We start from the raw sequence: 15261 nt of genomic DNA, 5'->3' as shown, positions 1-15261 counted from the left end.
TCGTTCCTCTGCCTACCGGCTGAATGTGCCGCTATGCGCGGTTCTTAGCGAAATCAAAGAATCTGCTTGACCTGATCGAGGGTGACCTGGCCATAGACACCACCCAGATCCAGTCTCACGCCGCCGTTCTTGTCAGGCGGCGTGACACCGCCGACAATGGCGTAGTTGAGCGTGGTGGCGTCCAGCATCTTGTCGCCGCTGGTGGCCTCGATGCGCACGTGATAGGCGCCCGACACAGCCGCCTCACCCTCGCTGGTTTGGCCATTCCAGGTGAATGACTCCACGCCCGCCTCGACCGGCCCGATGTCGTAGCGATTGATCACTTGGCCGCTGGCATTGGTGATCACCACGCTTACGTTGTCGGCCGACTGGGGCAGCTCGATACCGAATGGCGTGGTATATACTTCGCCGTCTTCACCCTTCTCGAGCAGCAGACGGTCGCCCGGCACCAGCACGCCCTGGCCGATCAAGGCGGTCGCCTGCAGGGTCTGGCCGGCATTCATCTGCTCAGTAATACCGGAGAGCGTCTCGTTGAGTTCTTCGATGCCGCTGACGGTGTTGATCTGCGCCAACTGGCTGGTCATCTCATGGTTGTCCATGGGATTGAGCGGGTCTTGGTTCTGCAACTGCGTAATCAACAGGGTCATGAAGTTGTTGCGCAGCTCGGCGGCCTGGCCGGCATCGCGGGCCCCCGGGCCACCCTGATTCACCCGCGAGGCGGCATTCGAATCGATAGTGGTCGACATGATCAGCCCTCGCCCAGCGTGAGTGTCTTGAGCATCATCTGCTTGCTGGTGTTCATGACCTCGACGTTGGCCTGATAGGAGCGCGATGCCGAAATCATGTTAACCATTTCATGCACCGGCTCGACGTTGGGCATGGACACGTAGCCCTCTTCATTGGCCAGCGGATGCTCGGGACGGTACTCCATGCGCAGCGGCGAGGGATCCTCGACCACTTCACGCACGCCGACACCGCCAATGCCATGCCCGCCCTGCAGGCGCGACTCGAACAGCACCTGCTTGGCTCGGTAGGCTTCTCCATCCGGCCCGGCCACGCTGTCGGCATTGGCCAGGTTGCTGGCGGTGACGTTCATTCGCTGCGACTGGGCGCTCATGGCCGAGCCGGCGATATCGAACACGGAAAACATCGACATGGTAAGATCTCTCTTCCTTTGATCCGGCCTGTTATTCCGGCTGCATGGCGTTCTTCAGCCCCTGGATGCGACTGTTCATGATGGTGAGCGCCGCCTGGTAGCGCACCGCGTTGTCGGCGAACTGGGTACGCTCGCGATCCATGTCCACGGTGTTACCATCCAGGCTTGGCTGGTCGGGTATGCGATAGAGCAAATCCTGCCTGGGCGTTGCCGGAGCCTGACCCGCCAGATGCCGCTCGGAGGTACGCGCCAGCGACAACCCGCCGCCAGCCGGGCGACCCTGCTCGACGGCCTTCTTCAGCTCGCTGGCGAAATCGATGTCGCGCGCCTTGTAGTTTGGCGTATCGGCATTGGCGATGTTGCTCGCCAGGATTTGGTGACGCTGCTGGCGCAGGCCCAGCGCCTGCTGGTGGTAATTAAAGGCGGCCTCGAGCTGGTCGATCATGCCGGCGCTCCCCGTGCGAAACCCAGATGGAAGACATGCGGAACTTCTTGAGGTTGAAGAATAGCGATGCCGCTGTCATTTCAATGGCAGGAACAGGCCGGTTTTCCTCGTTCATTTCCGCTGTTTCAGCCGCGCACTGCCAGCTAGAATCCTGCCATCACCTTCCTGCTGGACGGCATTGCCCCATGCGCCTGACCCGCTTCGCCCCGCTGTTGTCGTTCTTCCTGGCTGGCTGGCTGGCGATACCGGCCGCTTTGGCCGACGACAGCGAACTGCTGCAAGTCGTACACGGCTTCCTACACGAAGAGGCGCGCATGCTGGGCGACGAACTCATCATCGAGCTGCGCCCCCCTTCCGCCAGACTGCCGGCCTGCGAATCGCCCGAGCCCTTCCTCACCCGCCCGGGAGATGTTCCCCTGGGCCGCGTCTCCGTCGGCGTACGCTGCGGCAGCGATGGACGCCAGGTACGCTACCTGCAGGCGGAGGTCGGGGCCATGGGTGACTATCCGGTCCTTGCCGCTCCGCTGGCCGCGGGGGAAACCGTGCGCCACGGTCATCTCGTTTCGCGATCAGGCAACCTGGCCGAACTGCCTAACCGAACCCTGCTCGATTCCGATGAGATCGTCGGCCAGGTGGCAACCCGCGCCCTGCCGCCCGGCCAACCGCTGCAGGCCCACCAGTTCCGCCACCTGCCCCTCGTGGAGAGAAATCAGCGAGTCGCGGTCGAAGCCCGGGGGGCGGCCTTTCGCATCTCACGTGAAGGCCAGGCGCTAGAACCAGGCGGACTGGGCGACCGCGTCCGAGTCCGCTTCGACAACCGCGAAGTGGTAACGGCAGAGGTGGTCGGAGAGGGTGTCCTTGTCGTAGACTTCTGACATCGCCCAGCGCATTTGGCGGATGCTTCGAAGCGCTCCGAGAGCCGCCCCCGAGAAGGGCATCGCTTGAAAAGCCTAGGCTCTGTCTGAAAAGCCGGCGAGCGAAGGCCAGAGCTAGGCCCGTTCCCTACGGGCCAACGCACTTCCCACCTCCATGTGGGTCGCAAGGCAAAAATCAGCGACAAATCGGCAGGGAAGCCGATTTGGGCAGCTCCGCTGCTCGAAGAGCGAGCGACATGGATGTCGCGAGTCCAAAGACGGAGTTTACGTGGTGTAAATGAGTATTTTGAGCTGATTTTTAACGCCGTATGGCCAAGCGCAAGCAGTTTTCAGACAGAGCCTAAAGTTATCTGCCGGACTGCCGATAACGGATAAAAGCATTCGGCCATGAGGCAACTATCGTGAAGATCAACAGCCAGAATCCCCTGACTCGCCCGCCCCAGACGGGCCAGCGCGAAGAAACCCAGCCGGTCAAGGGCGCCACGTCTTCGGGTCGTCAGGAACCCGGCCCATCGGCTGCCACTCATCTCAGCCAGAAGGCTGCCGACTCCTCGCGCGACATCGACATGGCACGCGTCGAGGAGATCCGTGAGGCCATTCGCGAGGGACGGCTGGAGATTCGGGCCGAGCGTATCGCCGATGCCCTGATCGAATCACTGGCGACGGAGAGCCGCACGGAATGAGCCTGGCGAAGCTTCTTCAGCAACAGCAGCGACGCCTCGGCGGCATCATCGAGCTACTCGAGCGTGAGCGCACCCTGCTGGCCGATGCCGATCTCGATGGCAAGGCGCTTGCCGATATCGCCGAGCGCAAGCAGGAGCTGTTGTCGCGGGTGGAAGCCAGTGAAACGCTACGCCAGGGAGTACAGCGTCGGCTCGGCTATGCGGACGGAGCGGCAGGCGCCCAGCAGGCGGCTGTCGACGCCGGCTGCGGGCAGGCCTGGAGACAGACCCTGGAACTCACTCGCGAGGCACAGCGCCTCAATGCATTGAACGGCAAGCTGGTCAGCCTGCGCATGGAGCAGAACACGAGCCTGCTCGACATGATTCACCGAGTGGCCGAGAAAACCACGTACCACTCCAGCGGCCGCGTCGCCGCCCAGTCGGGCCGTATCGACGCATCGGTCTAGGCGCTTTCATTCCTGCCCCTGCCTGTATCGCCCCCTGCTTGACCTAAACTTCCTCTCTCCTGGTCCCGTACCGCTCGCTACCACAGGCTGTCGATCAAGTCGTCGTCAAGCGTGGTGATCACCACGGTATTGCGCCCATTGGCCTTGGCTTTATAGCTCGCCTCATCAGCGCGAGCCAATACGGTCTCGACCGATTCGTCATCCTCTTGTAGCGCCGTAACGCCCATGCTCAGGGTGATACTGTATGTCTTGCCCTCATGGGTCACGGTGACTTCAGACACCGCACGGCGCAGGGATTCCGCAATTTCGCCAGCCTGCTTCAGCGTGCAGCTGGGCAGCAGGACAGCAAACTCATCTCCACCCTGGCGGGCCACGTGATCACTACGCCGTACTTCCCAGGCCACGACCTGAGCGACGCGCCGCAGCATCTCGTCACCCAGGGCATGCCCACCCTCGTCGTTGATCGGCTTGAAGTGGTCGAGATCGAACAGGATCAGTACCGCGGGCGTGCCGGTCTTGGAGTATTCGGCCAACGCCTCCTCGAGACGCCGCTCGAAGCCGCGCCGGTTGAGCAGCCCCGTCAACGGGTCGTGTTCCGCCTCCCAGCGCTGCAGCGCCTCTTGCTGGCGTCGCGCGGTGATGTCCTTGACCATGCCCACGAAGCCCAATGGCTGTTCGTTCCCCAGCACTTGGCTGGCATGCACCTCGACCCACAGCGTGATGCCATCGCCACGCAGGAAGCGCATCTGGCGAACGAAATCGTTACCGGTCGCCAAGGTGTGGCGCCACATGTCCCGGGCCCCCTCCTGGTCGGCAGGGTGGATACGCTGCCACCACTCCCTGGTGCTATTCCACGCGTCAAGCCCAAGCAGCTCGAGCAGTGCCGGATTCAGGTAATTCAACCGTCCCTCGAGATCGGCAACGAACATGCCTATGGGGGTCGAGCCTAGCACCGCATCGAGGAACGCCTGACGATCGCGCAAGTGCTCCAGGGCGGCCAGTCGTTCGTGCTCCAGGTGGTTGAAGCTGCTGGCCACTTGGCGTAGCTCCTGCATGCTGGTGGAGAGTTCGAGGTAGCGCCTCTCGCCCGCGCCAACCTGGGCAATCTGACGCTCGAGTCGATGAAGTGGCCGTAGCAGCCGCCTGACCAACCAGCGCATGGTAATCAGCAGCAGGATGGCCAGCACCAGCCAGGCCCACCATAGACGGCTCAGGAAATCCCCCAGCGGCGCCTGGGCCTGGGCCTGGGGAATGGCCACCTTGACGATCCAGTCCGCCGGCCAGATCTGGCGATAGGACACCAGGGCCGGCTCTCCATCGACGACCGAAGCGGCCTCTCCCTGCCAACCGCTCAGCACCAGTTCCAGAGTGCCGGAATCGCCGAAAGCCTCGTCATCGGACCGCGACGAGCGGCGACGCAAATGAAACAGCGGCTCACCCGTCGCGGTGAATACCGACACATGACCGCCCCCGCCCAACCTTATGTCTTCCAACAGGCGGAACAGACCGCCACTGGTAAGGTTGATCATGCCTCCGACCATACCGGCAAAGCTGCCCTGATCGTCGAAGCGCGGCACCAGCATGAGCACCAGGGAATCGCCGCTCGCCCTGCCGATGAAAGGACGGCTCACATATGGCCACGGCGAATGACGCAGCCTGCGAAAATATTCCGTTTCGGCGGTCTCGATACCCGCCCGCCCCGGCACGATGGGCCAGTCCGCAAGCACGCGGCCATCGGCATCGGTCAGCATCAACCCCTCGAACCACTCCAGCAGAGCCTGGCTGCTCTCGAGCCTGACATGCAACTGGTTCTCCTCCACCCCACGCAAGCCCTGTTCGAGCCGCTCCAGTGCGCGCAGTCGCTGTTCCACCTGTTCACTCAAGCCATCCGCAATCAACTGCGACTCGTAGCGCAAGTGAGTCAAGTTAACGTCGTCGACCAGTTCCTCCCCGAACTGCCAGGCCAGCATCAGGACAATGCCGACGATCATCAGCCAGGTCATGGCTAGCCCGGCGAGAAGACGGCCCTGCAACGAGCAGATCGAGCGGGCCAGTGACACGATAGGTGCCGTCACGAGCAGAACTTTCCCCTTGGTCGAGGTAAAAAGCGGCCTGTCAGCTCCGGATTGATGAGACGTACCGCCTATCCTCTGTCAGTCCCGCATGCAAAGCGGATGAGCCAGCTTGATTATCGGCATTGCCGAAGCGAACCTGAGACTAGGTAGCGCATCAAACCATGTTACCCAACTTGACACTTTCGCCCCTCAACGAAAGGAGCCTTACAGCTCAAGTCCTGGCCGGAAGGGACGATAATGTTTCCAACCGACCCGAACTCCATTTATGAAACGGCCCAGATGACCAAAGGTAATAGACCAACCGGCAAGCACGTCCCCGCCCTTGCCCAACATCCGGCTCGGCTCGTGCAGCGAGCCTTCGAGCAGAGCCAGATCGGCATGGCCATCACCGATGCCGAGGGGCGTATCGTGCTGGTCAACGAGGCCTTCTGCCATATCGTCGGAAGCGACAGATCCAATACTACGGCTTGGCCGATCGAGCACTTCTACGTTTCCCTGCGCACCCCCTGGCAACTGCCGGTGATGGCCGATACCCCGCGGAACCTGGCACGCTCCTGGCAACAGGAAGTGCTCTGCCGCAGGGCGGATGGTGAGTCGGTACCGGTACTGATGACGGTCGATACCCTGCTCGACGAACATAAGCAGCCGCATCACCTGGTGCATACCTTCGTGCTGCTTACCGCTCCCAGCGGCGAGGCACTCAAGAGTCGTCACTGGATCCACCTTGATCCCATGACCGGCCTGCCCAACTGGCTACTGCTGAGGGATCGCCTGAACCACGCCCTGGCCCAGGCCGAGCGCTCCGACTCCACTCTTGCCCTGCTATTCATCGACATCGACCGTTTCAAGGCCGTCAACGATGCGGTGGGGCACATCGAAGGCGACCGCATGCTTAGCGAACTGGCTCAGCGTCTTCAGCGCGAAGTGCGTAGCAAGGATACTCTGGCCAGGCTTGGCAGCGACCAGTTCGTGGTTCTGCTGGAAAAGGAAAGCGCCGCCGAAGCGGCGCAGGCGGTGGCGGAACGCCTGCACGAGGCACTGGAGCCCCCCTTCACCTCCGGGGATCGCTACCTGCTGATGACGGCGTCGATCGGTATTGCGTTGTATCCCACTGACGGCCAGGATGACGAGACGTTGCTGACGGCGGCGCGCAGTGCCATGTACATCGCACGCAAGAAAGGTCCCGGCCGCGTAGCTTTCGTCGACCATCGGCTGACGACACGACTCAAGGAAAAGCACCGCCTCGAGAGCTTGCTCAGCGAAGCCATCCATATGCCGGACCAGCACTTTGCACTACAGTACCAGCCAGAGCTGGACCGGCATGACAATCTACGCTGCACCGGCCTGGAAGCCGTACTTCATTGGAAGCAGCCCAAGCGCTGGCAACATTCACCGGCGCACTACCTCGAGATGATCGCCCGCCAGGGCCTTGGCGTACGCCTCAATCGCTGGATGATCCAGAAGGTCATTGCCGATCATCGCCAGTGGCTCACGGAAGATTCCCCCTTGAACCAGCTGTCGATATCCATTCACCTGTGTGAATCTCATTTGTCGCACGACACGTTCGATCGCCGGCCGCTGGACCATTTCCTGCGCCATCAGGACATGGACTCCTTCGAATGGCTGACGCTGAAAGTACCCGCACAGGGTCTTGGTAACGACCTGGACACGGCGACTCACATGTTCAAGCGGCTCGAGCAACTCGGCATCCGCCTCGCCGTCGACGACTTCGGCAGCAGCCCCATCGACCTGAACTGGCTGTCTCGCCTGTCTCTGCACAAGGCAAGCATCGATGTTCGACCAGTCGAGACCCATCATAATGGTTTGCGCCAGATAGAGGCTTCATGTCGAATGTTGAGCGCACTCGACATCGAACCCGTGCTCATAGGCATCCATGACGAGAACCTGGCTGATCGGCTGAAAACCGTTTCGGCTCACCTGGTACAAGGCAATCACTATTGCCTTCCCATGGCTCCCGAGGCGCTGCGAAAATGGCTTGACGAGCGCCGACCGCCCAGCGCATGACGCCAGGCACTCCGTGCCGCACAGGGCAGCACGAACCTCAACGCCGATACGGCTCCGGACTCTCTCGAGATCGGGAGCTCATGCAAGATAGGGGGCTCGTGCAAGATCGAGCTTCTCGGGAAAGGCCGGAGGAAATGCCGCCAGGTAGGCATGGCTAACGCGTAGTATCCTGGCATCGTCATGCTTGCCACCCGCCAATTGAAACCCTACGGGCAGACCATCCGGCGTGAAGCCACAGGGCACGGATGCAGCAGGCTGTTGGCTCAAGTTGAACGGGTAGGAAAAGGGCGCCCATTCCTCCCAGTCGCGCATGCCGCTACCCGGCGGCACGTCATGGTTCAAGGGAAAAGGGCACACCGCCACCGAAGGCGTCATGACCAAGTGATAGCACTGATTGAAGTGTTCCAACTTCTCCGTCAGCCGCGCCCTGTCCTTGAGCGCATAGAACATGTCCAGCGCGCTCAGCCTCTCGGCGCGCTTCGCGTCTGCCACCATACCGGAATCGAGCAGCCGACGCTGTCGCTCGTCATGCTCGCGATATACGGCAAGCGAGGCGGTGAACCAGAGCGTATTGAAGATGCATATGGGAGACTCAAAGCCAGGATCCACTTCTTCGACCACAGCACCCAACGTTTCCAGGCGACATGCGGCCTGGCGCACGCATTCGGCAACCGCCGGCTCCACCCGGGCATAACCCAGTGTGGGCGAAAAAGCGATGCGCATACCCTCCAAACCCAAGCCAAGCCCTTCTCCCCAGTCAGCCGGTTGGCCACGCAGCGCATAAGGGTCGCGATAGTCGTAGCGACCTATCACATTGAGCATGCGTGCCGCATCGGGCACGGTGCGCGTCAGCGGCCCCAGATGGGAAAGCGATGCCTCTTTCGACCGCGGCCACTCTGGCACCCAGCCGAAGGTGGGCTTGAAGCCGAACACACCACAGAACGATGCAGGAATGCGAATCGAGCCACCTGAGTCCCCCCCTTGATGCAACACCCCCATGTTGAGCGCCGCCGCCACCGCGGCACCTCCTGACGAGCCGCCAGGCGTCAGGCGCGTATCCCAGGGATTGGCGGTGGCACCGAATACGCGATTGTCGGTGATGGCCTTCCAGCCGAATTCGGGGGTATTGGTCTTGCCCAGGAGCACAGCTCCAGCCTCACGCAACATGCGTGCCGGAGGAGAATCCCGTTCACAGGGGACGCCGGATACCGTCAGCGACCCCTTCCGCGCCGGCAACCCTGCCGATTCGGTCAGATCCTTCAATGATACGGGCACGCCATCGAGGTGACTCAACGGGCGTCCCTCGCGCCAACGCCGGGACGAGGCATCGGCAGCGGCCAGCGCCCCTTCCCTGTCGACCACAACGTAGGCATTGACGGCGTCGTTGAAACGATCGATACGCTCGAGCGCAGCACGGGTGGCCTCCAGCGGCGAGGCTTCGCCACGCTCGAAGAGTTCGCGTAGCTGCCCTGCATCCATGATGCCAAGATCGGTATCGCTCACAAGAACCTCCGTTTTCCCAGTGAGTCCTCTACGATTGTGGAAAAAAGCCGCTCATGAAGGCAAATTTACGCGCTCCTCGAATGCATACTCCCAACATAGCCGAGAGGGCATGCAGAGCCCGCCGAAGCGCCATCGGTTTTGTATCGAAGCATTGCCAGGAACTACGCTAGGTAAAGAAGACTTGAGCAACAACAAGGCAAAAGCCATGAATAAGACATTGGCGGCTGCCGTCTGCCTGGTCGGCATCGGTGCCGGTGTCCATCTGCTCAACACGGCAAGGGATCAGCCGGTCACGGTCGATCCGGAGGATCTCACACCGGACCAACAGCGCTACTGCGAGAAGGTCGAGCAGTGGTACAGGGAGGAAATGCTCGATGTCGCGCCGAAGTGGCGTCTCGGCCACCCTGACGAACAGGGTACCTATGCACAATGGTGTGCGGGTAGGTAGCACCCCGCGACGAAGATGAAAAAGCCGCTTGGCGCATCGCGCCAAGCGGCTGATTCGTAAAAACTCGTTGGTGGAGCCTAGCGGGATCGAACCGCTGACCTCAACACTGCCAGTGTTGCGCTCTCCCAGCTGAGCTAAGGCCCCACATATTCCCGCCCGGCGAGAACGAGGCGTACTTTACCTACTGGGACGGGGTCCGTCAAGAGTATGTCGCGGAACTTAACCTGCGTTGATAAAGAAGGGGAATCGGGACACCCATCCAATTTCCCTCGCCTCACGAGTATGGCAAGCTTGCCCTGAACAGCTAGAGTTCTCGGTATCGCATCGCGGAACTCGCTTCAAGCTCCGCAGCGGCTCCGCTCGTTGCCGCAAGCTATCCGTAATGACGAGGAATGTCAGCCTTGATCAAGGTGCTCATTGTCGACGATCATCATCTGGTTCGTACCAGTATTGCTCACCTGCTTGAGAATGAAGAGGATATCGACGTAGTGGGTGAGGCTGCCAGCGGAGAGGAAGCCATCACTCTGTGCCGCAAGCTCAAACCGGACGTCATCCTGATGGACCTGCGTATGCCAGGCATCGGCGGTCTCGAGGCCACCCACAAGATCATGCGCAACAATACCGATGTTCGCATCCTGGCGCTGACAGGTTTCATGGAAGACAATTTCGCCCAGCGCATGCTCGAAGCCGGTGCTGGCGGATTCATCAGCAAGGACACTCCCGTACCCGACATGGTCGAAGCCATTCGCAGCGTCTTCGCCGGACATCGCTACATCAGCCCCGACATCGCCCAGCGCCTGGTGCTGTCCCGCTTCGATTCGGAAGAGAACCCATTCGACAAGCTCTCGCAGCGCGAACTGCAGGTGGCCATGATGATTGTCAACTGCCAGAGAGTCTCGGAGATTTCCGACCGGCTGTTTCTCAGCCCCAAGACCGTCAATACCTACCGCTACCGGATCTTCGAAAAACTCGGCATCGAGACTGACGTGGAGCTGACACATCTGGGCCTGAAACATGGCTTGGTCGACGGATTCGACGCCACCAACTGAGTGCACGCTTCTGGTAAGCTATGCCACCATGCCAGACAGCCACGACACCATGACCTTCGATTCGCGGCAGTTCCTTGCCAATCTCACGCAGGCGCCGGGCATATATCGAATGCTCGACGAGCGCGGCGACACGCTCTACGTCGGCAAGGCCAAGCGGCTGAAAGCCCGCCTGGCCAGTTATTTCCGCGGAGCGCTCAATGCCAAGACCCAGGCCATGGTGGCGCGCATCGCGGATGTTCAGGTCACGGTAACGCGCAGCGAGATCGAGGCTCTGCTACTCGAGCAGACCCTGATCAAGGAGCTGCGCCCGCCTTACAACATCTTGCTGCGCGACGACAAGTCGTATCCTTTCGTTTTCGTCACCGACCGCCACCCCTACCCCGCCCTCGAGTACAAGCGGGCCCGCCGGCGCTACGACGATGGACGCTATCTTGGCCCCTACCCCAGCAGCGGTGCGGTACGCGAAAGCCTGTCGTTGATGCAGAAAATCTTTCGAATCCGCAACTGCGAGGACAGCGTCTTCGCCCACCGTACCCGCCCGTGCCTGCAGTATCAGATCCAACGCTGCAGCGCTCCTTGCGTCGGATATATCAGCGAAGCGGACTACCGGCGCGACCTGGAGCATGCCGTGATGTGCCTGGAGGGGCGCAGCGAGCAGGTAACCGAGGAGTTGACCGAGGCCATGGAAGCCGCCAGCCGCAACCTGGCCTTCGAGGATGCGGCCCGGCTACGCGACCAGATTCAGCATCTGCGCCAACTGCAGCATCGCCAGTTCGTCGACACCGAAGGCGGCGACGCCGATGCCTTTGCCCTGGCCGAACGCGAAGGGGTGCTCACTATCTCGGTGCTGGCGGTACGCCAGGGAAGGCTGCTGGGTGCACGCCACCATTCGCCGGACAATGGCCTGGGGCTGGGCGCGGCCGAACTGCTGGGCGAGTTCGTCAGTCAATTCTATCTTGGCCAGGGTCGTGAGATTCCGCGCGAAGTGATCACCAGCTTGCCGATTCCCGACGACAGCATTCTGGAAAGCGCCCTGAGCAGCCGGGCCGAGCGGCGCGTTCGCGTGACCCACAAGGTACGCGGCCACCGTAGCCAGTGGCTAGAACTGGCCCGAACCAATGCCGAGCAGCAATTGGCCAGCCGTCTGGCCAGCCAGAACGAACTCGACCGACGCTTCGACGCGCTGCAAGAGGCCCTGGCATTGGATACACCGGCCGAACGCCTGGAATGCTTCGACATCAGCCACAGTCACGGTGAAGCGACCGTTGCCTCGTGCGTGGTCTTCGATCGCAATGGACCGCGCAAATCGGATTACCGACGCTTCAACATCGAAGGCGTGACCGCCGGCGACGACTATGCCGCCATGCGCCAGGCCCTCACTCGCCGATTCCGTCGCCTCGCCGAGGGAGAAGGCGTCGCGCCGGATATCTTGCTGCTGGATGGCGGCAAGGGGCAGCTCAACCTGGCGCGCGAGGTACTCGGTGAGCTGGGCCTTGCCCATGTTCGTCTGCTTGGCGTGGCCAAGGGCACCACTCGCAAGGCCGGCCTCGAGACGCTGTTCATCGAAACCATCGACCGCACGCTCGACCTGCCGGCGGCTTCGCCGGCCCTGCACCTGATCCAGCACGTTCGTGATGAAGCACACCGCTTCGCCATCACCGGACACCGTAACCGACGCGACAAGGCTCGCCGCAGTTCGGCACTCGAGGACATTGCGGGGATCGGTCCCAAGCGTCGCCGGGAACTGCTGCGCTTCTTCGGCGGACTGCAGGGTGTCAAGCAGGCCAGCAGGGAGGAACTCGCCCGGGTCCCCGGGATCAGCGCCGCTCTCGCTGAGACGATTCATCGCTCCCTGCATGGATGATGACGCCCGGTACAGATAGAATAGGGCCCTACTTCGGCTGTCCAGACCTAGGCGAGGAAATCCCGTCAATGAACATCCCCAACATCCTGACGCTGGCAAGAATCGCCTTCATCCCGCTGCTGGTGGTGTTCTTCTATCTCCCCCATTCCTGGAGCATGCCCGTCGCCGCAGGCCTGTTCGCCCTGGCCTCGGTCACCGACTGGCTCGACGGCTATCTGGCACGGCGCTGGGATCAGTCCACGCCCTTCGGTGCCTTTCTCGACCCGGTGGCCGACAAGCTGATGGTTGCCGTAGCCCTGGCCCTGCTCATCGAACGTTACGACACGCTCTGGCTCACCCTGCCAGCGTTGGTGATCATCGGGCGCGAGATCGTGATCTCGGCGCTGAGAGAGTGGATGGCCGAAATGGGCAAGCGGGGTAGCGTAGCAGTTTCGTGGCTGGGCAAGGTCAAGACCACTTTGCAGATGGTTGCCTTACTGCTGCTGCTGGCCTTTACCCCGGGCACTGCGCTTGCCTACCTTGGGGTAGTCACGCTGCATGTCGCCGCGATCATGACACTGTGGTCGATGGCCATGTACCTGCGCGCCGCCTGGCCCCACCTGTCGAGCTCGATGTGATCGAAACCCACTCAACGCCATCAAGTGATTGACATCAGCGAGCTTATCCGTATAATTCGCACTCGGGTCAAGCGGGAATAGCTCAGTGGTAGAGCATCGCCTTGCCAAGGCGAGGGTCGGGAGTTCGAATCTCCTTTCCCGCTCCATGCGACTCTTTGAGGCTGGATGGCAGAGTGGTTATGCAGCGGACTGCAACTCCGTGTACGCCGGTTCGATTCCGACTCCAGCCTCCATTCCCCGTTTCCTTTCAGCTGATTGCTCGAAACCGTGCCGCCCGGATGGCGAAATTGGTAGACGCAAGAGACTTAAAATCTCTCGGTGGCAACACCGTGCCGGTTCGAGCCCGGCTCCGGGCACCAGACTCTTCGCTATCGCGCCCCCTTACGACTCCGCCGCACGCTCCTCGAGCCCAACTGGCTGATGCAATAGGCTTCAGCGAGACTACCCATGCCCCCAAGCACACTGGTTCGTAGCGAGCACGATGTCCTGGTGATCGGCGGTGGCGTCGCCGGCCTGACGCTCGCCTTGCACATCGCCGGGACACGCCGCGTAACCTTGGTGCGCCCCGCCAGCGACGATCAGGGAGCCAGCCGCTGGGCCCAGGGCGGCATTGCCGCCGTACTCTCGCCTCAGGATGACTTCGACGCTCATGTCGCCGACACTCTGGTTGCTGGCGATGGACTATGCGATGAGCGAGCCGTACGCTTCACCATCGAACAAGGCCCCAGTGCCATCGAGTGGCTGCTCTCGCTCGGCGTGCCGTTCACCAGGGATACCAGCCCGACGGCCAACTACCCCTATCACCTGACCCGCGAGGGCGGGCACGGTGCGCGGCGTATCATCCACGCCGAGGATGCCACTGGACGTGCCGTACTCGACACGCTGAAGCATCATGCCCAGATGCATCCGGATATCACGATCCGCGACGATCTCGTGGCCATTGGCCTACTGGCCGATGCGCAGCAACGCTGCCGCGGTGCCCGTTGCCTAGACAGTCGTGGCCAGCTCCAGGAACTGGTGGCCGGCGACACCGTACTGGCCACCGGAGGCGCCAGCGGTATCTATCGGCACACCACGAGTCCCCACCCGGCCAGTGGCGAAGGCATGATGATGGCGGCCGAACTGGGGGCCGAGTTGATGAACCTAGAGTTCCAGCAGTTTCACCCAACCTGCCTCTACGATCCGGACGGCCCGCCCTTCCTGATCAGCGAGGCAGTGCGCGGCGAAGGGGGGCGACTGTTCAGCACCGATGGGCGCCGCTTCATGCTCGAACTCGACGAGCGTGCCGAGCTGGCTCCGCGCGATATCGTCGCGCGTGCCATCGATGCCGAGATGCAGCGCACCGGCTCGCCTCACGTATGGCTCGACGTGACCCATCTCGGCGACGAAGCCATACGTCATCACTTCCCCACCATCCATGCCCACTGCCTCAAGCGCGGACTGGACATCACCCGACAGCCGATTCCCGTCGTGCCCGCCGCCCACTACAGCTGCGGCGGCGTTGCCACCGACCTCGACGGCAGCTCCAACGTGCCGCACCTGTACGCCATCGGCGAGGTTGCCTGCACCGGGCTGCATGGTGCCAATCGCATGGCCAGCAATTCACTGCTGGAGTGCCTGGTCTATGCGCGCAGTTGCGCGGCGAAGCTCGCCACGCAACGCGGTCCGACCACATCCCCTACGACGCCTGCACAACCGGGAGCCGGCGCCGTGGAGGCTCGACACGTTCAGCAGTGGCATACGGCCCTGCGTGACATCATGAGCCGTTACGTGGCAATCGTACGCCATGATGCCGGCCTGGATACCGCTGCACACCAGTTGAGCGAGCTGAGTCGAGAGATACAGGCTGCTTTCGAAAGTGCTGCACCCAATACGGCACTGGCCAGCCTATGGCATGCCGTGAGGTTGGCTCGCCTGACTGTGCTTGCGGCTCGCCAGCGCCGCGAGTCACGCGGCCTGCACTTCAACCCCGACTGTCCGCCTCATACCGAAACCGGTCTCGCACCCCGTCCTTCCCGGCTTCACCTAGACGACCTTTCCGCCTGAGCCCTGCCCGCCTGAAGCAAAAGCTTTGA

The 15261-nt window shown here is 61.9% G+C and carries 14 protein-coding genes and 4 tRNA genes; 12 read left to right on the top strand and 6 right to left on the bottom strand.

Going from position 1 to position 15261, the window contains the following annotated elements; all coding sequences use genetic code 11:
- Positions 1 to 53: 53 nt before the first annotated feature.
- From HOP51_RS07030 to flgB, 3 genes are read right to left on the bottom strand one after another with little or no spacing between them, the layout of a single operon-like run.
- Positions 54 to 746 carry a flagellar hook assembly protein FlgD gene (locus tag HOP51_RS07030; protein WP_234273221.1) on the bottom strand — a complete coding sequence of 231 codons (693 nt, stop codon included), beginning with the start codon at positions 744 to 746 and terminating at the stop codon, positions 54 to 56.
- Positions 747 to 748: 2 nt separating this feature from the next.
- Complete coding sequence (gene flgC, locus HOP51_RS07025; RefSeq protein WP_234273220.1) at positions 749 to 1156, bottom strand: flagellar basal body rod protein FlgC; 408 nt, start codon at positions 1154 to 1156, stop codon at positions 749 to 751.
- A 31-nt stretch (positions 1157 to 1187) separates the two neighbouring features.
- The gene (flgB, locus tag HOP51_RS07020) at positions 1188 to 1601 is read right to left on the bottom strand and encodes a flagellar basal body rod protein FlgB (RefSeq protein WP_234273219.1); all 414 of its coding nucleotides are present in this window, start codon (positions 1599 to 1601) and stop codon (positions 1188 to 1190) included.
- A 185-nt stretch (positions 1602 to 1786) separates the two neighbouring features.
- On the opposite strand from flgB, the gene flgA reads away from it, so the two are divergent.
- From flgA to HOP51_RS07005, 3 genes are all read left to right on the top strand, one after another.
- Positions 1787 to 2476 carry a flagellar basal body P-ring formation chaperone FlgA gene (gene flgA / locus HOP51_RS07015; RefSeq protein ID WP_234273218.1) on the top strand — a complete coding sequence of 230 codons (690 nt, stop codon included), beginning with the start codon at positions 1787 to 1789 and terminating at the stop codon, positions 2474 to 2476.
- Between the two features lie 401 nt (positions 2477 to 2877).
- On the top strand, positions 2878 to 3159 hold the full coding sequence (flgM, locus tag HOP51_RS07010; protein WP_234273217.1) for a flagellar biosynthesis anti-sigma factor FlgM: 282 nt from the start codon (positions 2878 to 2880) through the stop codon (positions 3157 to 3159).
- Entirely contained in the window at positions 3156 to 3605 is a 450-nt protein-coding gene (locus HOP51_RS07005) for a flagella synthesis protein FlgN (protein WP_234273216.1), read from the top strand. The genes flgM and HOP51_RS07005 overlap by 4 nt, the downstream gene beginning before the upstream one ends.
- Positions 3606 to 3682: 77 nt before the next feature.
- Here the strand turns inward: HOP51_RS07005 and HOP51_RS07000 are convergent, their stop codons facing one another.
- Positions 3683 to 5680, bottom strand: a complete 1998-nt coding sequence (locus HOP51_RS07000) for a sensor domain-containing diguanylate cyclase (protein WP_338073036.1) — start codon at positions 5678 to 5680, stop codon at positions 3683 to 3685.
- Positions 5681 to 5959: 279 nt separating this feature from the next.
- On the opposite strand from HOP51_RS07000, the gene HOP51_RS06995 reads away from it, so the two are divergent.
- Positions 5960 to 7705: a diguanylate cyclase domain-containing protein gene (locus HOP51_RS06995; protein WP_234273215.1), complete on the top strand. Its 1746-nt coding sequence runs from the start codon at positions 5960 to 5962 to the stop codon at positions 7703 to 7705.
- Positions 7706 to 7783: 78 nt separating this feature from the next.
- Here HOP51_RS06995 and HOP51_RS06990 read toward each other — a convergent pair whose 3' ends face one another.
- Positions 7784 to 9208: an amidase gene (locus HOP51_RS06990; RefSeq protein WP_234273214.1), complete on the bottom strand. Its 1425-nt coding sequence runs from the start codon at positions 9206 to 9208 to the stop codon at positions 7784 to 7786.
- Positions 9209 to 9413: 205 nt separating this feature from the next.
- Here HOP51_RS06990 and HOP51_RS06985 point away from each other — a divergent pair, with 205 nt between their 5' ends.
- The gene (locus HOP51_RS06985) at positions 9414 to 9656 is read left to right on the top strand and encodes a hypothetical protein (RefSeq protein WP_234273213.1); all 243 of its coding nucleotides are present in this window, start codon (positions 9414 to 9416) and stop codon (positions 9654 to 9656) included.
- 68 nt (positions 9657 to 9724) lie between these two features.
- Here the strand turns inward: HOP51_RS06985 and HOP51_RS06980 are convergent.
- Positions 9725 to 9800 (bottom strand) — tRNA-Ala (locus tag HOP51_RS06980).
- A gap of 257 nt (positions 9801 to 10057) precedes the next feature.
- Here HOP51_RS06980 and uvrY point away from each other — a divergent pair.
- The 7 genes from uvrY to nadB all read left to right on the top strand — a co-directional run bounded on the left by uvrY (position 10058) and on the right by nadB (position 15232).
- Positions 10058 to 10705 carry a UvrY/SirA/GacA family response regulator transcription factor gene (uvrY, locus tag HOP51_RS06975; protein WP_159552669.1) on the top strand — a complete coding sequence of 216 codons (648 nt, stop codon included), beginning with the start codon at positions 10058 to 10060 and terminating at the stop codon, positions 10703 to 10705.
- Positions 10706 to 10754: 49 nt separating this feature from the next.
- A complete protein-coding gene (uvrC, locus tag HOP51_RS06970) occupies positions 10755 to 12569 on the top strand; it encodes an excinuclease ABC subunit UvrC (RefSeq protein ID WP_234273272.1) in 1815 nt (604 codons plus the stop codon).
- A 68-nt stretch (positions 12570 to 12637) separates the two neighbouring features.
- Complete coding sequence (gene pgsA / locus HOP51_RS06965) at positions 12638 to 13186, top strand: CDP-diacylglycerol--glycerol-3-phosphate 3-phosphatidyltransferase (protein ID WP_234273212.1); 549 nt, start codon at positions 12638 to 12640, stop codon at positions 13184 to 13186.
- Between the two features lie 71 nt (positions 13187 to 13257).
- A tRNA-Gly gene (locus HOP51_RS06960) sits at positions 13258 to 13332 on the top strand.
- Between the two features lie 13 nt (positions 13333 to 13345).
- Positions 13346 to 13419 (top strand) — tRNA-Cys (locus HOP51_RS06955).
- Positions 13420 to 13458: 39 nt separating this feature from the next.
- Positions 13459 to 13545, top strand: a tRNA-Leu gene (locus HOP51_RS06950).
- A gap of 88 nt (positions 13546 to 13633) precedes the next feature.
- Positions 13634 to 15232: an L-aspartate oxidase gene (nadB, locus tag HOP51_RS06945; RefSeq protein ID WP_234273211.1), complete on the top strand. Its 1599-nt coding sequence runs from the start codon at positions 13634 to 13636 to the stop codon at positions 15230 to 15232.
- Positions 15233 to 15261: the final 29 nt, after the last annotated feature.

Origin of the sequence: Billgrantia zhangzhouensis (assembly GCF_021404465.1) — a bacterium.
Classification (GTDB): Bacteria; Pseudomonadota; Gammaproteobacteria; order Pseudomonadales; family Halomonadaceae; genus Halomonas; species Halomonas zhangzhouensis.
The sequence above is the reverse complement of the archived record's forward strand: the minus strand, read 5'-3'. Positions and strand labels throughout refer to the sequence as shown.

What these genes read in the sequence shown, in the direction of transcription:
- HOP51_RS07030 (WP_234273221.1), bottom strand. Translation starts at nt 746, where the DNA reads ATGTCGACCACTATCGATTCGAATGCCGCCTCGCGGGTGAATCAGGGT.
- flgC (WP_234273220.1), bottom strand. Translation starts at nt 1,156, where the DNA reads ATGTCGATGTTTTCCGTGTTCGATATCGCCGGCTCGGCCATGAGCGCC.
- flgB (WP_234273219.1), bottom strand. Translation starts at nt 1,601, where the DNA reads ATGATCGACCAGCTCGAGGCCGCCTTTAATTACCACCAGCAGGCGCTG.
- flgA (WP_234273218.1), top strand. Translation starts at nt 1,787, where the DNA reads ATGCGCCTGACCCGCTTCGCCCCGCTGTTGTCGTTCTTCCTGGCTGGC.
- HOP51_RS07005 (WP_234273216.1), top strand. Translation starts at nt 3,156, where the DNA reads ATGAGCCTGGCGAAGCTTCTTCAGCAACAGCAGCGACGCCTCGGCGGC.
- HOP51_RS06995 (WP_234273215.1), top strand. Translation starts at nt 5,960, where the DNA reads ATGACCAAAGGTAATAGACCAACCGGCAAGCACGTCCCCGCCCTTGCC.
- HOP51_RS06985 (WP_234273213.1), top strand. Translation starts at nt 9,414, where the DNA reads ATGAATAAGACATTGGCGGCTGCCGTCTGCCTGGTCGGCATCGGTGCC.
- uvrC (WP_234273272.1), top strand. Translation starts at nt 10,755, where the DNA reads ATGACCTTCGATTCGCGGCAGTTCCTTGCCAATCTCACGCAGGCGCCG.
- pgsA (WP_234273212.1), top strand. Translation starts at nt 12,638, where the DNA reads ATGAACATCCCCAACATCCTGACGCTGGCAAGAATCGCCTTCATCCCG.
- nadB (WP_234273211.1), top strand. Translation starts at nt 13,634, where the DNA reads ATGCCCCCAAGCACACTGGTTCGTAGCGAGCACGATGTCCTGGTGATC.